Raw genomic sequence first — 16,479 nt, forward strand, 5'->3', positions numbered from 1 at the left:
CGCTTCGCGGCGGCGGCCACTGACCGGTGCGCGCCAGGCCCGGGCGGGTGTCGGTCCGTGCCGATAGGCTCGGTCGGTGAGCACGGAAACCGCACCCACAGCGGATCGGGTCGCCGCGCCCCCACCAGCCGGGTGGGAAGAAGCCCGTTCGCGGGTCTACGCGGTCGGTCTGGCCGCCGCGCTGCCCGCCGCCGCCCGACCACTTGTCGACACCGACGGGTCGACCCTGGCCGAGCCGTTGACCACCCGCACCGACCTGCCGGCGTTCCCGACCTCCAGCGTGGATGGCTGGGCGGTGCGCGGCAGTGGGCCGTGGCGCGTCGTCGGCCGGGTCCTGGCCGGCAGCACCCCCGCGCCGCTCACCGAGGACGACACCACCGTCGAGATCGCGACCGGTGCGATGGTGCCCGAGGGCGCCACCGCCGTGCTGCGGGTGGAAGAGTCGACGAGCGCTGACGGCCTGGTCACCGGCGTTCCCCGGGAGTCGCCCGAGTGGCGGAACCCCGGCGAGGAGGCGTACGCCGATGAGGAGTTGTTGCCGGCCGGCACGCCGGTCGACCCGGCGGTGATCGGCCTGGCAGCCGCCTGCGGGCACGACACGCTGCGGGTCCGGCGGGTGCCGCGCGCCGCGCTGCTGGTCTTCGGCGACGAGCTGCTGACGGCGGGCCCGCCCGCGGCCGGTCGCATCCGCGACGCGCTGGGCCCCGCGGTGCCGGCCTGGCTGCGGCGATACGGCTGCCAGGTCCGCCCATCCGACGTTGTCGGCCCGGTGGCTGACACGTTGCCCGCGCACGTGGCGGCCCTACGCTCGGCGCTGGGCCACGCCGATCTGGTCTGCACCACCGGCGGCACGATGAACGGCCCGGTCGACCACCTGCACCCGACCCTGGAGGCGCTCGGCGCCGACTACGTGGTCAACACTGTGGCGGTCCGCCCCGGCTTTCCGATGCTGCTGGCCCGACTGACCGGCCCCGACGGGCGAGCCCGGTTCGTGGCCGGGTTGCCGGGCAACCCGCAGTCCGCCATCGTCGCGCTGGTGTCGCTCGTCGCCCCGCTGCTCGCCGGCCTCCAGGGCCGGTCGATGCCGGTGCTGCCGCAGGTCACGTTGGCCGAGGCGGTGCCCGGTCGCGGCGACCACACCCACCTGGCGTTGGTCCGACTGGACCGGTCCGCCGGCGTCGCGCTCCCGGTCCGCCACGTCGGCTCGGCGATGCTGCGGGGCCTGGCCGGCGCGGACGGGTTCGCTGTCATCCGTCCCGGCACCAGCGGCGAGCCCGGCGACCGGGTGCCGCTCGTGCCACTGCCGTTGTTTCCCGGGGAGCGTGCGTCGTGACGGCACCAGCGATCACCTTCGGCGAGGTCACCGACCAGCCGCTCGACCTCGCCACGCACGAGGCGGCGGTCGCCGACCGCCGGGCCGGCGCCGTGGTGTCCTTTCAGGGCGTGGTCCGCGACCACGACCACGGTCGCCAGGTCACCAGCCTGGAGTACGAGGGGCACCCGAGCGCCGCGCAGGTGCTGCGCGAGGTGGCCGCCGAGATCGCCGCGGCGCCCGACGTCTACGCGGTGGCGGTCTCGCACCGGGTCGGCCCCCTGGTCATCGGTGACGTGGCGCTGGTCGCCGCGGTGAGCACCGCACACCGGGCGGCGGCCTTCGCGGCCTGCGCCCGACTGGTCGACGAGGTCAAGGCGCGGCTGCCGATCTGGAAGCGGCAGGTCTTCACCGACGGCACCGAGGAATGGGTCAACTGCCCCTGACCGCTCAGCGGCGGCCGTTGACCACCACGGCCCGCGCGAGCCGGTCGCCGTAGAACGCCGGCTCCGCGCCTGGACGCCAGGGCAGCGCGGCAACCAGGATGATCAGCGCGAGCGCGAGCGAGTTCTCCATCAGTGCCCCGAACAGGCCGTCCTGGTAGTGCGACATCTCCGGCAGTTGGTGTTCGTACGGCCAGATCGGAGAGATCAGGAAGAGCAGGTAGAGCCCGATCGCGGCGAAGCCGTGGCGGAGCCCGGTCAGCGTCGGGTACCAGATCGGTGGGCGGAGCCCGTTGACCCCGGGTAGTCCGCCGAAGACCGGCCCCTGGCCGGTGCGCTGCGGCATCCCCCGGCTCGCCTCGCGGCGACGCACTGCGGCGTCGGCCAGCACGATGATCGCCGGGATCACCCAGACCAGGTGGTGCGTCCAGGAGATCGGGCTGATCACGTTCGCGGTGAGACCGACCAACGTGAAGGCGGTCAGCTCGTCACCGTCGGCGCGGGAACTGGCCGCCCGGGACAGGCCCAGCGCCAGGATCAGCACCGAGAAGGCGAGCCACAGCAGCCCAGGGGTCTCGATCGAGTCGTACAGCCGGGCGAGCAGGCCGGCGAGGGACTGGTTGGGCGTCATGTCCGCCGCGCCGACCCGTTCGGTCTGCCACAGCACGCTGCCGAAGTAGGTCCGCGACTCGTCACCGACGATCACGAAGGTCCCCACCGTCACGCCGATCGTCGTGCCGATGGCGGTGGCCGCCACCCGCCACTGACGGGTGATGAGCAGGTAGGCGATGAACAGCGCCGGGGTGAGCTTGACCGCTGTGGCGAGGCCGATACCGGCCCCCGCCCAGGCCCCGCCGTAGATGAAGCGCAGCAGCGGGCCGTCGGTGGCGGCGTAGTGGGTGCCCCGGCGGGACCGCCAGCGCAGGCCGATCAGGTCAGCCATGATCAAGGCGAACAGCAGGATGTTGACCTGGCCGTAGCCGAGGGTCTCCCGAGCTGGCTCGATGGCGACCGCGAGCGGCACCGCCAGTGCCACTGTGAACCACAGTGGCCAACCCAGTCGGTCCACGATGGGTCGGAGTAGCCCGGCCAGCACCAGCGCCAACGCGGCGATGCTGGCGGCGGCGTTGACCAGACCGGCCGCGCCGATCGGCAGCTGCGCCATCGGCAGCATGACCAGCCCGGCGAAGGGCGGGTAGGTGAACCCGAGTGTGGTTTCGGGCGCGATGAACTCGTAGAGCTCGTGACCGCTCGCCCACCACACCACGGCACCGTGGTAGATCTTCATGTCGAAGAAGTTGTACGGCCGCCCGAAGGTGCCGATGGCAAGCCATGCGGCATAGGCGACGGCGGCCACGATGGCGCCCCGTACGACGTTCCTGCGATCGATCCCGCGCGTCACACGGTCGAGCCCGCGTGACACACGTTGGATTGGGGCGAGGCGGTCCGCCCGTCTACCGACATCCGTCGGCATGGCGTGGCCACCCCCGTACCAAGGTCGTCCTACCCGTCCAGGTCCTGCACGGAGCCTAGAACGGCGCCTCACGTCAGTGCCTCCCGCGTTATGCGACCGTGTCCGATCCCACACATGTTTTTGACATTTCCACCGCGTTAACGCCTACCGGGTGGTTCAGGTAATTCGTGGCCTTAGCGAGGGGTGGGGTGAGACGGAGACGGATCGACGCAGGTCAGCCGGGGAGTCGACGTGCGGTGGACGCGGAGCGGACGGCGATTCGGGCCTCGCGTCGGGCGGTGCGGACGGCGCGCTGCATGGAACGTCGAGAGTGGCCGATGCGATGGCCCGTCCGCCACCGCAGACCCGGCTTGCCGCCGGTGTCCGCCGCGGCGAGCAGCAGACCGCCGAGGAGCCCGAGGTTCTTCAGGACATGAATCTGGTTGTTGTTCTTGGCGATCGGGTCGTCGTTGTTCCAGAAGGGATGCCCGGCGATGGTCACCGGCACCAGCGTGCCGGCCAGAACCAGCGCCGCGGGTCGGCTGAACCGGCCGGTGGCCAGCATCAGACCGGCGCTGACCTGCACGGCCGCGTTGAGCCGGATCAACGTCTCGGTCTCGGTGGGGAAGCTCGGGTGTGCCTTCTTCAGCATCGGTGCGACCTTGTCGGTCACCGGTTTGGCGGCCACCGTAAGCCGGTCGGGGTTGCGTAAGTTGCGATACCCGCTGACCACGAAGATGCCGCTCAGCATGGCGCGGGCGAGGGAGCGTACGGGCGTCATGGATCAGTCATACCCCGTCGCGACGTTTGCTACCCCGTCAACCGCAGGATCGGATTGGTGTTCGTACACGTGCGCCACGCCGAATCGAGCGACAGTCACGGATGGACGGGCGCTGGCGGGTAACGTCGCGCGGGTGACCACGCTGCGGCTACGCCCCGAGGACCCGGCCGACGCCGGCCCGGTCCGCCGCGTACTGGCCGCGGCCTTCGCCCGTCCGGACGTGACGACGCCGCCGGAGGTCAGCCTGGTCGACGAGCTACGCGACACCACCGCCTGGTTGCCCGAGTTGGCAATGGTCGCCGAGTACGGCGGTGAGGTGGTCGGCTACGCGCTGCTCACCCGGGCGCGGCTGCGGCCGGAGCGAGGCTCGGACGTGCCCGTCCTGGCCCTGGGCCCGGTGGCGGTCGCGCCGCACCGACAGCGTGTCGGGCACGGCACGGCTGTCGTGCAGGCCGCCCTGGACGCCTCCACCGAGTTGGGTGAGCGGCTCGTGATCGTCCTCGGCGCCCCGGCCTTCTACCGCCGGTTCGGGTTCGGCCCGGCGAGTGAACTCGGCCTGACCGGCCCATGGGCCGGCCTCGGTGAACCCTGGCAGGCGCTGGTGCTGCCGCCGTCCACCAGCGAGGAGGGGCCCCCGCCTCGCGGTGAGGTGCTCTTCCCGGCACCCTGGTCGAAGGTCTGACCGGGGTCGACGCGATTGTTGGGGGTCAGGCCGGCTGGGTCCGCAGGTACCGGCCGAAGTGCGGGACGGTGAAGGCGACAGTGCCCCGCTCACCGGAGTAGATCAGCCCCTTCTTGATCAGCGCGTCCCGGGCCGGAGACAGACTGGCCGGCTTGCGGCCGAGGGCACGGGCGATCTCCGCGGTGGGCACCGCGGCGTCCATGTCGTCGCGGACGACGGTGCCGGGCTCGCCCTCGACCGCTGACATCATCGCCATCGCCCGCATGTACTCGCGTTCGGCGGGAGTGGCCCGTTCGAACCGGGAACCGAAGAACCCGACCGCCAGCTCGGCCTCCGCCTCGGGTGCGGCGACCCGCACGTCAGCGGCGGTGATCGGCGAGCGTGGCGCGTGGTCCCAGGTGGCCTTGCCGTACGCCTGGACGAAGTAGGGATAGCCGCCGGACTTTTCGTAGAGCAGGTCGAGTGCCTTCTGCTCGTACTCGACCTCCTCGCGCTCGGCGGGCGCGCAGAGCGCCCGGTCGGCGGCGATCCGATCGAGCCGGTCGATGCGTTGATAGCGGAACAACCGTTCGGAGTACGACTTGGCGGCGCTGAGCACTGCCGGCAGGTGCGGAAGGCCGGCGCCGACGACGATCAGCGGCGCGCCGAGCTGGGACAGCTCGTGGCAGGCGGCGCAGAGCGCCGACACGTCCTCCGGGCCGAGATCTTGCATCTCGTCGATGAAGATGGCGATGCCGGTGCCGACGTCACTGGCCACGGCGGCGGCGTCACTGAACAGCTCGACCAGGTCGATCTCGATGTCGCCGGAGTCGGCCCGGCCGCTGGCGGCTGGCACGTCGATGCCGGGCTGCCACCGGTCGCGCAGCTTGGTGGCGGCACCGGCCCGGCCGGTCGGGTTGGACCGCTGGGCGAACGCCTTGAGGACGCCGAGGAACGCGTCGATCCGGTCGGGTGCGCGGTGGCGGGGGGCGAGCTCCCGGACTGCCATGTGCAGCGCGGCGGCGACCGGTCTGCGCAACGACTGGTCCGGACGCGCCTCGATCTTGCCGCTGCCCCAGAGCCTGTTGATCGCCTGCGATCGGAGCGTGTTGAGCAGAACCGTCTTGCCGACGCCCCGCAGCCCGGTGAGCATCAGGCTGCGCTCGGGTCGGCCCCGGGCGATGCGTTCGAGCACGATGTCGAAGACGTCCAGCTCTCGCCCCCGCCCGGCAAGTTCGGGCGGACGCTGACCGGCGCCCGGCGCGTACGGGTTGCGGACCGGATCCACGCATCGCAGATTATCGGGCCATCTAGCTGCGAGGCTAGACATGGATAGATGGGGCTACCGGCGTGTCGAGACCGTCGACCACAAACTAGGGCTGTCTAGCGTCCATGCTAGACAGCCCTAGTTTTGGCAATCGGACCAGCGATCGGCCAGATCGGGCTAGCGCTTCTTCAGACAGAGCACGTAGTCGAACAGGTCGACCGAGTTGTCGTGCACGTAGTTCGCGGTCGCCTGCGGCGCGAGCGTCTCGCACCGGTCGCCGTCAGTGGTCGCCGGAATTCGCAGCAGCACCTGATAGGTGTTCGGGCCGCAGGGCACCTTGCGGAGGTCCGCGTCGTTCTCACTGCCGTCGTTCACCACGCAGTCACCCCTGGCGAATTCCTCGCCCGGAGTCGGGGCGGCCGACGTCGGGGCGTCGCTGGGCAGCGCGGGTGGAACGCCCGGGGCGCTCGTCGACGGGGCACGCGCCGCGTCACCGCCGGCGTCGGCCACCTTCCAGATCGCCCATCCGGCCAGGCCGAGGCACGGACAGAGCACGAGCAGCACCACCGCAGTGATGATGAGAGCGACGTTGCGGCCGGTCTTCTTCACCGGCGCGACGGGCGGCATCCCGTAGCCACCGGGAGGCTGCTGACCCCACGGCGCGGGTGGCTGGCCCGGTGTCGGCCCGGCCGGCTGACCGGGCATCGGGCCCGCCGGTGGGAACGGCCCGGCCGGTGGGAACGGCCCGGGCGGTGGGTAACCCGGGCCCGAGGTGGGCGGCGGCGCCCACATCGGCGTGGTCGGCGGCTCCGGGTTGGTGGGCGGCGGCGCCCACAGGGGTGCCGTCGGTGGCTCCGCGTCGGTCGGGGGAGCACTCCACTGCTGCCGGGTCGGATCGTCCGCGGAAGGCGGGGCGCTCCACTGGGGCACTGTCGGGTCGTCCGGCGGTGAGCTGTCAGGCCCACTGGCTGGGCGCTGGTACGGATCGTCCGGCTGATCGGAACCCGCAGGTCCGTAGGTCGTCATGTCATCCCCTGGGGTGGAGGGTCTCAGCGTTGCTTGAGGCAGAGGACGAAGTCGAGAGTGTCCAGCTCACTGTCGAAGAAATACCAGTTGGTGTAGCCCTCGACCTTGCCGCACTTGGCCTCGGCGTCCCGCTCGCCGCTGGTCGGGCCGTCGATCCGGCTCAGCACCTCGTACGACTTCGCGGTGCAGCCGCTGATCAGCAGCTTCGGCTTGCCGCCGGCGGTGCCGTCGTTGCGGACGCACTGGCCGACCTTCGCGAACCGGGGATCGGCCGACGACTCCGGTGCTGCCGCGCTCGGCGCGGGCTCGACCGCGTCCGCGCTGGGTTCACCGGCAACGGCCGAGTTGCTCGGCGCGGCTGCCGGCACCGGGTCGCTCTGCCCACGGCGCAACCAGAACGCGCCAGCGACGGCCACCACCAGCAGTACGACGGCCAGTACCGCGATCAACGGCCCCCGACCGCGCCGGCTCGGTGCCGGATCCTCGCCGTACGGGTCGTCGGGCCGGTACGGCTGCCCGCCGTACGGCTGGGTCGGCTGGGCCGGCTGGTACGAGCCGCCGTAGGGCGTGCGGGGCTCGTGGCCGTAGGGCGTATCCGTTCCGCCGCCGTAGGGCGGAGTTGCACCGTAGGGCGCGCCGGGCGCCGCACCGTAGGGCGGGTTGGGTGGGCCGCCGTACGGCCCGGGTCGTCCCTGCGGTGCGGGCGGGTACGACGGGACCGCCGGCGGGTAGGGCTCCGCCGCGGGCGGGTAGGGCTGCTGCGCCGGTCGACCGGGCGTCTCGTCGGGTCTCTGCCCACGCCACGGCCCCGGGTGGCCGCTCCCCGGTTGTCCGTAGTTCGTCATGCCGCCCTCCTGCACGAGTGGTGAGAGGCCGGCCACCAAAGCGCGACGCGGACTCCGGGGTCACCGTAGCGTGGTCCACTGATGAGCTCACCTTTACCAAGCGCCACGGCCCTCGCCGGCCGTCGTGCCAGCAGCACCCCGACACTGATCTGGACCGCGTTGATCGTGGTCTACGTGCTCTGGGGGTCGACCTATCTGGCCATCCGGATCACTGTGGAGACGATGCCTCCGCTGTTGTCGGCAGCGCTCCGGTTCGCCGTGGCCGGCCTGGTCCTGGCGGTGGTGCTGCGACTGCGTCGAGGCCCCGGCGCGCTGCGGGTGGACCGACGGCAACTCGGCTCGGCCGCGTTGGTCGGGGTGCTCCTGCTCGCCGCTGGCAACGGCCTGGTGGTGCTCGCCGAATCGGGGCCGCCGGGAGTGGCGGTGCCGTCGGGGATCGCCGCGCTGCTGGTGGCCACGGTGCCGCTGCTGGTGGTGCTGTTGCGCTCGGCCACCGGGGATCGACCGCCGATCTGGACGTTCGCCGGGGTCACGGTGGGCTTCGTCGGCCTCATCCTGCTGGTGCTGCCGGGCGGTAGTTCGGCAGCGGTGCCGCTGATCGGGGCGTTGACAGTGGTGGCGGCGGCCACCTCCTGGTCGGTCGGGTCGTTCCTGTCCGGACGGATCCGGATGCCCGCTGACCCGTTCGTGGCTACGGTGTACGAGATGATGGCCGGCGCGCTGTTTCTGGTGGCCGTCGCCGCCGGTCGTGGCGAACTGGCCGACTTCCACCCGGCGGCGGTGAGCACCCGGTCCTGGTTGGCGCTGGGCTACCTCATGGTGGCCGGCTCGCTGGTGGCCTTCACCGCGTACGTCTGGCTGCTGCACAACGCGCCGATCTCGCTGGTGTCGACGTACGCCTACGTGAACCCGGCGGTCGCGGTGGCGCTCGGCGCGCTGCTCGTGGCCGAGCCGATCACTCCGCAGGTGCTGCTCGGCGGTGCTGTCATCGTCGCCGGGGTCGCCCTGGTGGTGACCACCGAACGGCCGCGTCGGGCGGGCACGGGATCACGATCGGGGGACACGCCGGTGCGCGACCGCCAGTAACGTCCGGCTCATGTCGGCCGCCGTGCTGGTGTCTATCGCGCTGCTCGGCGCGCTGGTCGGCCTCGTCGTACCACTGGTGTCGCGGCGTTTCGCCACAGCGGACGCCCGGCCACCGGCGTTTCCACTGCCGCAGCGGCCCTGGGTGGACCCGATGGTGGCGGCCAGCGTCTTCGTCGGCCTTGCCGTCGCCGTGGGTGGCGACCCGGCGCTGCCGGTCTTCCTCGCGGTCGCGGCGGTCGGTCTGGTGCTGGCGCGGGTCGACCTGGCCTGCCTGCGGCTGCCCGACCCGCTGGTGCTCGTCGCCGGCTTGCTGGCCCTCGGAGGGCTGACCATCGCGGCGCTGCTGTCCGACACCCCCGGCCGGCTGCTCGGCGCGCTGGGAGGTGCGGCGGTGGCGGGCGCGGCACACGTGCTGCTGGCCCTGCTGCCCGGCTCACGGCTGGGTTTCGGGGACGTGAAACTCGCCGCCGTCCTCGGCCTGCCGCTCGGCTGGTTGGGGTGGGACGTCCTACTGGCCGGGCTGCTCCTGCCGCACGTGCTGCACGGCGGTGTGGTGCTCGGCCTGCTCGCCACCCGAAAGGTGCACCGGAACACCCTGCTACCCCTCGGCCCGGCCCTGCTCACCGGCGCCTGGCTAGCCCCCCTCCTCACCTAAAACGCCCCGCCCCGCCCTGCCCCGCCCCGGCCCCGCCCCCCGGCTTCGTCGATCTTGCAGTTTCTGCGCCGACATAAGGTGCATTCCACGCACAACGACGACCGAAAGTGCAAGATCGACGGGGTGGAGGGGCGCGGGGTGGAGGGGCGCGGGGTGGAGGGGCGCGGGGCGTGGGGACCGGGTTAGATCAGGCGGAGTTGGCGGTCTTTGGGGCGGCGGGGCTCGGCTTCGCCGAAGCGTTCGAAGAGGCCGGGGTCGATGGTGTTGAGGAACGGTGAGGGGGCGCAGTCGCGCTCGGCGCCGTGCCGGGTGCGGCGGGCGGCGTGACTGACGTACAGCCGGTCCTGGGCCCGGGTCAGGCCGACGAAGAAGAGCCGGCGCTCCTCGGCGACGGCGTCCTCGTCCGGCGTCGAGCCCGGCCAGCGCAACGGCAACAGCCCGTCCTCGACACCGACAAGGAAGACCACCGGGAACTCCAGGCCCTTCGCGGCGTGCAGGGTGAGCAGCGTGACCGCCTCGGCACGCGGGTCGAGCGCGTCCACCTCCGCGCCGGTGGCCAACTGCGACAGGAAAGCCTCCAGGTCGTCACCGCAGCGTCGGGCCAGCGGGGTCAGCAGGTCCACGGCCGAGCGGACGTCCTCGGGCCGGACCGCGTTGCTGGCGCCGTCCAGTGTGGGCACGGCGAACCGCTCGGCGACCACCTGACCGGCCAGCCGCACCCGGGCGGCAAGTGAGCCGGCCAGACCGTCGGCGTGCCGTAGCTCGCGGGCGATGGCGGCCACCCCGGGCCGATCCCGCAGCCGGTCGTGGGAACGCTTCTGCACGGGGATGTTGGCCCGGGCCAGGGCGTCCACGATCGGGGCGGCCTGCGCGTCGGTGCGGTACAGCACGGCGATGTCGGAGAACGACAGCGAGGTGGACCGGCCGTCGATGCGGCCCGAGTCCAGCGAACGGTGCGACAACCCGCCGACCAGATCGTCGACGGTACGCACCACGAAGTCGGCCTCCTCTGCCACGGACGCCGCCGGGTAGCGCCCGACCAGCGGAGCCTCCGGGTCGAGCCGGGCCGGGTCCAGTCGTCGGCCCCGGACCAGCGAGGACGGCGCGATGGCCTGCACGGCGGCGGCCAGGATCGGGGCCGACGAGCGGTAGTTGCGGTTGAGCCGGACCAGTCGGGCGTCGGTGAAGTCCTCGGAGAAGCGCAGGAAGTAGCCGACGTCGGCACCCCGGAACGAGTAGATGGCCTGGTCCGGGTCGCCGATGGCGCAGAGGTTGCCGTCGGCGGGGCTGAGCAGCCGCAGCAGCTCGTACTGCACCTCGTCGACGTCCTGGTACTCGTCGACGAAGATCCACCGCCAGCGGTCCCGGTACCGTTCGACAAGCTTCCGGTCGGCCCGCAGCAGCTCCACCGGCAGCGTCACCAGTTCGTCCAGGTCGACCAGGTCCTGCTTGCGCAGCAGCGACACGTACGCGGCGCTGTCGTCGCCGGCCTCGGTGCGCGCTGCCGCCCGCTCGGCGTCGTCGGCGATCCGGAAGTCGGCCGGCAGACCCGCCGCGTCGGCGTTCTCCCGCAGGATGGTCAACCCCAACGCGTGGAACGTACCCACTGTGACGTCTTCGGCGACCGGGCCGAGTAGGCCGTCGAGCCGGTGCCGCAGTTCTTCGGCGGCCCGGCGGGTGAACGTGATCGCGAGGCAGTGCTCGGGGAAGACGTTCAGCTCCGCGCAGAGGTACGCGATCCGGTGGGTGAGCGTCCTGGTCTTGCCGGTGCCTGGACCGGCCACGATGAGCAACGGACCGCCGGGTGCGGAGGCGGCCACCCGCTGCATGGCGTCCAGTCGGTCCAGCAGGCCGGTGCCGACCTCCTCCATGCCGGAGAGCATCGGCTCGAACGGCTCGTGCGGAGACGGCGGCGATGCGATCGGCGGCGCGGGTGCCGGGACCGGCTTCCGCTTCGGCTCCGCCTTGGCCGCCGCCGGGCGTTTGGCCGGGACCCGGGGAGCCGGCTCCGCGGGTCGTCGCTGCGCCGGCACCGGTACGTCGAACAGCGTCTCCTGCGCGCCCAGTTCGGCCCTGTCGAAAAGCGTGATCACGCCGTACTCGCCGTCGTAACCGGGCACCCGGCGGACGTCGCCGCGCCGCAGCCGTCCGATGCCCTCGGCGAGCAGCTCACCACCGGCCTGCGCGATCTCGGCCAGCGGGGTGGTGGTCAGGATCTCCAGCTCGGGGCCGAGTGCGGCCAGCAACTCGTTGAGCCGACCCTCGACCTTCTTCGACCGGGCACCCACCTTGTTGATCTCGCCGAGGATCTCGGCCAGCGGCACCAGGTGGGTGACGTCCCGGGCGTGCGCCGGCCGGTGCCCGTCCGGGCGGTCCGCCAACTCCTCGATCCGGCTGAGGACACCCACGGTGAGGGGTTTGCCGCACTCGGGGCAGCGCCCGCCGGCCGCTCGGGTGCGCTCCGGTGACCAGTTGACCCCACACAGCCGGTGCCCGTCCGCGTGGTACTTGCCCTCCTCGGGAAAGAACTCGATGGTGCCGGCCAGACCGTCACCGGTTCGCAGCGCTTCCCGAACGGCGAAGTAGTCCCGTTCGGCGGTCAGCACCGTCGCCTCCCGGCCGAGCGCCGGCGGCGAGTGCGCGTCCGAGTTGGACACCAGTTGGTAGCTGTCCAGGCTGCCGACCCGCCAGTTCATGGCGGGGTCGGAGGAGAGCCCGGTCTCCACGGCGAAGATGTGCTCGGCCAGGTCGGCGTAGCAGTCCGCTATCGCGTCGAAGCCGGACTTCGAGCCCAACGCGGAGAACCAGGGAGTCCAGATGTGTGCCGGCACCAGGTAGCCGTCCGGGCTGGCCTCCAGCGTGATCTCCAGCAGGTCGCGGGAGTCCAGTCCGAGGATCGGCCGGCCGTCGGAGCCGAGGTTGCCGATCCGGCCCAGCGCGGTGTTGAACCGGGCCACCGCGTCCAGATCCGGCAGGTAGATCAGGTGGTGCACCTTGCGGGTCCGGTCGTCCCGCTTGTAGATGGTGGAGATCTCCACGCTCAGCATGAAACGGACCGGGTCCGCCTCCGCCGTGTGCGCGAGCCGCGGTGGCAGCCGACGGGCGATGTCCCGTTCCGCCTCCGGGTCGAGCCGGTAGAGCCCCGGTTCGGCCGGGCGCAGCGTCTCCCGCAGGTGGTCGTACCAGGCGGGGTGGGTGAAGTCTCCGGTGCCGAGCAGGCCGATGCCCTTACGCCGGGCCCACCACGCGAGGTTCGGCAGGGTGAGGTCACGGCTGCACGCGCGCGAGTACTTCGAGTGGATGTGCAGGTCCGCGACGAATGGCGGTAGGCCACCGGGGGGTACGGCGCTGAACGGAGGCACGCCGCATCCTGTCACGCCCGCCGCGCCGGCCACCCGCCGCCACGCGCGTACGTGACCTCCGCTATGCCGAGCGCAGCTCCACCAGGCTGATCTGCGGCTCCGCGCCGACCCGGACCGGCGGCCCCCAGAAACCGGCGCCATTGGTCACGTAGACCTTGGTGCCGTCGACCTCGCCGAGCCCGCTGACCACCGGCTGCTCCAGCTTGACGGCCAGGTTGAACGGCACCATCTGCCCGCCGTGGGTGTGCCCGGACAGTTGCAGGTCGACGCCGTAGCGGGCCGCCTCCTTGGCGGCCAGCGGCTGGTGCGCGAGCAGGACAACGGGTCGGCTCGGGTCGCGGTCACCGAGGGCGGCGGCGAAGTCCGGCCCGGCGGCGAGGCCGGTGCCCACAGCGGTGATGTCGTTCACGCCAGCCAGGTCGAGCACACCGCCCCGGGCCTGGATCTCCTGCCGCCGGTTCTGCAGCACCCGCAGACCGAGCCGGTCGACCTCCTGGACCCACTCCTCCACGCCGGAGTAGTACTCGTGGTTGCCGGTGACGAAGAAGCTGCCGTAGCGGGAGCGCAGGTCGCGCAGCGGCGCGGCGGCCGAGCCGAGCTCGGCCACGGAGCCGTCGACCAGGTCACCGACGACAGCGACGATGTCCGCGTCGAGCCGGTTGATCGCGGCGACGATCCGCTCGGTGTGTGCCCGCCCGCGCAGCGGGCCGAGGTGGATGTCGGAGACGGTGGCGATGCGCAGGCCGTCCATGCTGCGGGGGAGTTTGGCCAGTGGGATCCGCACCCGGTCGAGGTGGGGCGGGCCCAGCGCCGTGCGGATGCCGTACCCGGTGACGCCGGTGGCGGTGAGGCCGGCGAAGATGGCCGCCCCGCGGGCCAGCAGCAACCGACGGGACGGGTCGTGGTCCGGTGCCGCCACGGCGCCGGCTGCCGGTGGTTCGGTCGGCCCGGCGGCACCGACCAGCACCGGCTCGGGGGCGGCGGTGGTGGGCTCCGCGGCGACCACCCGGCGACGCAGCACCAGCCGGGTGACCAGCATCGGGACTTCCAGCACGACCAGGACGACCAGCAGGTAGAACATCAGCGCGAGCCACAGGTAGCCCGGCCAGGCGAGCCAGTAGAGCCCGGCCTGCGTTCCGGCGAGGGTGACCGGCACGAGCAGGGCCAGCACCAGGGCGGCGATCCCGCCGATCCGTCGCCAACGGCCCGGCGTTGTGGTGTCCCGAACGAGCCGCTTCCACAGGTAGAGGTGGATCAGACCGGTGACCAGCGCCAGGACAGCCACGAACCCCAGAACCGCCATCATGTGTGCGCCTCCCTCAGCCGCCCGCGAACGGGGGCAGGACATCGATCGTGGCCCCGGCCGGTAGGGGTGCCTGACGATCATGACAGGTGACGCCGTTCACGAGGAAACTCGCCACCCGCAGCACCCCGGCGAGACGGTCGCCGTGGCGCTGGGTCAGCTCGGCCGTGAGGTCGTCCAGTGACCGCCCGGCGGAGATGGCCTCCTCGGTGCGGCCGGCGGCGGCGCGGGCGCCCGCGAAGTAGCGGACGGTCAGCGGGGTCCCCTCCACGCTCAGCCTCCGATGGCCGACATCGGGCGGGTCGGTTGGAGGAAGGTGGGGTCGTCGATGCCGTGCCCGGCGCGCTTGCCCCACATTGCGGTACGCCAGCGCCGGGCCAACTCGTCGTCGTCCGCGCCGGTGCGCAACGCGGCGCGCAGATCCGACTCCTCGGTGGCGAACAGGCAGGCACGGACCTGGCCGTCGGCGGTCAACCGGGTGCGGTCGCAGTCCCCGCAGAAGGGACGGGTGACGCTGGCGATCACACCGACCCGGGCGGGGCCTCCGTCGACCAGCCAGGTCTCCGCCGGTGCCGCGCCGCGCTCGGCCGGATCGGGGCTCAGATCGAAGACGGTACGCAGCGACGCCAGGATCTCCTCGGCGGTCACCATGGTGTCGCGGGCCCAACCGTGCTGGGCGTCCAACGGCATCTGCTCGATGATCCGCAGCTGGTAGTCGTGATCGAGGGCGAAGCGGAGCAGCGCCGGCGCCTCGTCCTCGTTGACACCACGCATCAGCACTGAGTTGATCTTCACGGGGCTGAGCCCGACGGCCGCCGCCCCGGCGAGCCCGGCCAGAACCGCATCGAGGCGGGGGCGGCGGGTGAGCCTGGTGAACCGGTCCGGGTCCAGGGTGTCCAGTGAGACGTTCACCCGGTCCAGGCCGGCCGCCCGCAACGCCGGGGCGAGCCGATCCAGGCCGATGCCGTTGGTGGTCAGCGAGACCCGGGGGCGGGGTTGAAGGGCGGCGACCGCCGTCACGATGTCGACCAGCCCGGGTCGGATCAGAGGCTCACCGCCGGTGAACCGCACCTCGGTCACGCCGAGCAGCTCGACAGCCACCCGGACCAGCCGGACGATCTCCTCGTCGGTCAGCAACTCGGGGCCGGCCAGCCAGGGGAGACCTTCCGCCGGCATGCAGTAGGTGCAGCGCAGGTTGCACTTGTCGGTGAGGGACACACGCAGGTCCCGGGCGACACGGCCGTACCGGTCGACGAGGACGCCGTCGGTCCTCGGGGCGACGCTCACCTGTCGACCGTAGCGCGCTCGGCCCGGCTCAGGACGCCACGGGCGGTCTGGACGACCACATCTCGGAAGCTGACGCCGAAGAGTGCTGTGTGCACGAGCAGCAGATGCAGTTGGTGCACCGGCACGCGGTCACGCCAACCGTCCGGTAGTGGCCAACTTTCCTGGTAGGCGGCCAGCACCCGATCCAGGTGGGGGATGCCGCCGAAGAGGGCGAGCTGGGCGAGATCCGTCTCCCGGTGCCCACCGTGCGCTGCCGGGTCGACGAGCCAGGCCCGGTCGTCGGCACCCCACAGCACGTTGCCCGGCCACAGGTCGCCGTGGATGCGCGCGGGCGGCTCGTCGCCGCCGAGCCCGTCGAGGCGACCGATCACCTGCTCGACCAGAGCGGCATCGGCGCTGGTCAGCGCGCCACCGTCGACCGAGCGTCGCAGGTAGGGGGCGAGGCGTCGCTCGGCGAACCAGGTCGACCAGCGCCCGGCCGTGGGGGTGTTGTCCTGTGGGAGCGAGCCGATGAACCCTGGCCAGGTGGCACCGAAGGCGGTTGCGCCCGCACCGTGCAGCCCGGCCAACTCCCGACCGAAGCGCTCTGCGGCCTCCGGCGTCGGTTCGCCGGGCTCCACCCAGTCGAGCGCCAGCAGCTCCGGCAACACCACGATCACCTCGGGTACGCCGACCGCACCCGCCTCCCGTAGCCAGCGCAGCCCGGCGGCCTCGGCGGCGAAGAAGCCCTCCGGCGCCGGACGGTCGGCACCCTCCGGCCAGGACTTGGCGAAGACGGAGTGGCCGTCGTCGAGGGTGAGCCGGGCGGCCGCGCAGATGTTTCCACCGGCGACCGGCGTCTCCCGGAGCCGCTGATGGGTTCGGAAAGTCGGGAGGTGTGCCGGATGCGCGCGCAGGTACGCCAGGTCCATCAGCGCACGGTAACCGCTCCTTACGACAGCCAGGTGTCGCCCGACGACATCGGCGCTCTTTCCGCACCCGTAGGTGTGGCGTGAGCA

Annotated in this window: 14 protein-coding genes and 1 pseudogene; 5 read left to right on the forward strand and 10 right to left on the reverse strand. The window is 72.2% G+C overall.

Annotated features, from left to right (window positions below; all coding sequences use genetic code 11):
- The first annotated feature begins 76 nt into the window (after window positions 1-76).
- Both AB0C20_RS00095 and AB0C20_RS00100 read left to right on the forward strand, forming a co-directional pair.
- On the forward strand, window positions 77-1,333 hold the full coding sequence (locus tag AB0C20_RS00095) for a molybdopterin molybdotransferase MoeA (RefSeq protein ID WP_357178607.1): 1,257 nt from the start codon (window positions 77-79) through the stop codon (window positions 1,331-1,333).
- Window positions 1,330-1,758, forward strand: coding sequence for a molybdenum cofactor biosynthesis protein MoaE (locus tag AB0C20_RS00100; RefSeq protein ID WP_357178604.1), 429 nt, complete (start codon window positions 1,330-1,332; stop codon window positions 1,756-1,758). The genes AB0C20_RS00095 and AB0C20_RS00100 overlap by 4 nt, the downstream gene beginning before the upstream one ends.
- 4 nt (window positions 1,759-1,762) lie before the next feature.
- Here AB0C20_RS00100 and AB0C20_RS00105 read toward each other — a convergent pair whose 3' ends face one another.
- The gene (locus AB0C20_RS00105) at window positions 1,763-3,229 is read right to left on the reverse strand and encodes a glycosyltransferase 87 family protein (RefSeq protein ID WP_357178601.1); all 1,467 of its coding nucleotides are present in this window, start codon (window positions 3,227-3,229) and stop codon (window positions 1,763-1,765) included.
- A gap of 214 nt (window positions 3,230-3,443) precedes the next feature.
- Complete coding sequence (locus AB0C20_RS00110) at window positions 3,444-3,989, reverse strand: DoxX family protein (RefSeq protein ID WP_357178597.1); 546 nt, start codon at window positions 3,987-3,989, stop codon at window positions 3,444-3,446.
- A gap of 133 nt (window positions 3,990-4,122) precedes the next feature.
- Between AB0C20_RS00110 and AB0C20_RS00115 the strand changes: the two genes are divergently transcribed.
- Window positions 4,123-4,671: an N-acetyltransferase gene (locus AB0C20_RS00115; RefSeq protein WP_357178594.1), complete on the forward strand. Its 549-nt coding sequence runs from the start codon at window positions 4,123-4,125 to the stop codon at window positions 4,669-4,671.
- Window positions 4,672-4,696: 25 nt separating this feature from the next.
- Here AB0C20_RS00115 and AB0C20_RS00120 read toward each other — a convergent pair whose 3' ends face one another.
- From AB0C20_RS00120 to AB0C20_RS00130, 3 genes and pseudogenes are all read right to left on the reverse strand, one after another.
- Complete coding sequence (locus AB0C20_RS00120; protein ID WP_357178591.1) at window positions 4,697-5,938, reverse strand: ATP-binding protein; 1,242 nt, start codon at window positions 5,936-5,938, stop codon at window positions 4,697-4,699.
- A 156-nt stretch (window positions 5,939-6,094) separates the two neighbouring features.
- Window positions 6,095-6,544, reverse strand: a complete 450-nt coding sequence (locus tag AB0C20_RS00125; protein ID WP_357179477.1) for a hypothetical protein — start codon at window positions 6,542-6,544, stop codon at window positions 6,095-6,097.
- A 422-nt stretch (window positions 6,545-6,966) separates the two neighbouring features.
- Window positions 6,967-7,434 (reverse strand): annotated as a pseudogene (locus AB0C20_RS00130) (hypothetical protein); the annotation flags it as partial.
- Window positions 7,435-7,869: 435 nt separating this feature from the next.
- On the opposite strand from AB0C20_RS00130, the gene AB0C20_RS00135 reads away from it, so the two are divergent.
- Both AB0C20_RS00135 and AB0C20_RS00140 read left to right on the forward strand, forming a co-directional pair.
- Window positions 7,870-8,874 (forward strand): EamA family transporter, encoded by a 1,005-nt coding sequence (locus AB0C20_RS00135; RefSeq protein ID WP_357178588.1) that lies wholly within the window; start codon window positions 7,870-7,872, stop codon window positions 8,872-8,874.
- A gap of 10 nt (window positions 8,875-8,884) precedes the next feature.
- On the forward strand, window positions 8,885-9,529 hold the full coding sequence (locus AB0C20_RS00140; protein ID WP_357566886.1) for a prepilin peptidase: 645 nt from the start codon (window positions 8,885-8,887) through the stop codon (window positions 9,527-9,529).
- 182 nt (window positions 9,530-9,711) lie between these two features.
- On the opposite strand, the gene AB0C20_RS00145 is transcribed toward AB0C20_RS00140, so the two are convergent.
- The 5 genes from AB0C20_RS00145 to AB0C20_RS00165 all read right to left on the reverse strand — a co-directional run bounded on the left by AB0C20_RS00145 (window position 9,712) and on the right by AB0C20_RS00165 (window position 16,392).
- On the reverse strand, window positions 9,712-12,891 hold the full coding sequence (locus AB0C20_RS00145) for a UvrD-helicase domain-containing protein (RefSeq protein WP_357178582.1): 3,180 nt from the start codon (window positions 12,889-12,891) through the stop codon (window positions 9,712-9,714).
- 61 nt (window positions 12,892-12,952) lie between these two features.
- Window positions 12,953-14,197 (reverse strand): metallophosphoesterase, encoded by a 1,245-nt coding sequence (locus AB0C20_RS00150; protein ID WP_357178579.1) that lies wholly within the window; start codon window positions 14,195-14,197, stop codon window positions 12,953-12,955.
- A 13-nt stretch (window positions 14,198-14,210) separates the two neighbouring features.
- The gene (locus AB0C20_RS00155; RefSeq protein ID WP_357178576.1) at window positions 14,211-14,465 is read right to left on the reverse strand and encodes a MoaD/ThiS family protein; all 255 of its coding nucleotides are present in this window, start codon (window positions 14,463-14,465) and stop codon (window positions 14,211-14,213) included.
- Window positions 14,466-14,467: 2 nt separating this feature from the next.
- Window positions 14,468-15,481, reverse strand: a complete 1,014-nt coding sequence (gene moaA / locus AB0C20_RS00160; protein WP_357566887.1) for a GTP 3',8-cyclase MoaA — start codon at window positions 15,479-15,481, stop codon at window positions 14,468-14,470.
- On the reverse strand, window positions 15,478-16,392 hold the full coding sequence (locus AB0C20_RS00165; RefSeq protein ID WP_357566888.1) for a fructosamine kinase family protein: 915 nt from the start codon (window positions 16,390-16,392) through the stop codon (window positions 15,478-15,480). Before AB0C20_RS00165 ends, moaA begins: the two co-directional genes overlap by 4 nt.
- Between the last annotated feature and the right edge of the window lie 87 nt (window positions 16,393-16,479).

This window comes from Micromonospora sp. NPDC048843, from assembly GCF_040649965.1.
GTDB lineage: Bacteria > Actinomycetota > Actinomycetes > Mycobacteriales > Micromonosporaceae > Micromonospora > Micromonospora hortensis.

Bases quoted from the DNA above. Each gene is read 5' to 3' on its own strand.
- AB0C20_RS00150 (WP_357178579.1), bottom strand. From the start codon at position 14,197: ATGATGGCGGTTCTGGGGTTCGTGGCTGTCCTGGCGCTGGTCACCGGT.
- AB0C20_RS00165 (WP_357566888.1), bottom strand. From the start codon at position 16,392: ATGGACCTGGCGTACCTGCGCGCGCATCCGGCACACCTCCCGACTTTC.
- AB0C20_RS00135 (WP_357178588.1), top strand. From the start codon at position 7,870: ATGAGCTCACCTTTACCAAGCGCCACGGCCCTCGCCGGCCGTCGTGCC.
- AB0C20_RS00140 (WP_357566886.1), top strand. From the start codon at position 8,885: ATGTCGGCCGCCGTGCTGGTGTCTATCGCGCTGCTCGGCGCGCTGGTC.
- AB0C20_RS00110 (WP_357178597.1), bottom strand. From the start codon at position 3,989: ATGACGCCCGTACGCTCCCTCGCCCGCGCCATGCTGAGCGGCATCTTC.
- AB0C20_RS00105 (WP_357178601.1), bottom strand. From the start codon at position 3,229: ATGCCGACGGATGTCGGTAGACGGGCGGACCGCCTCGCCCCAATCCAA.
- AB0C20_RS00125 (WP_357179477.1), bottom strand. From the start codon at position 6,544: ATGCCGCCCGTCGCGCCGGTGAAGAAGACCGGCCGCAACGTCGCTCTC.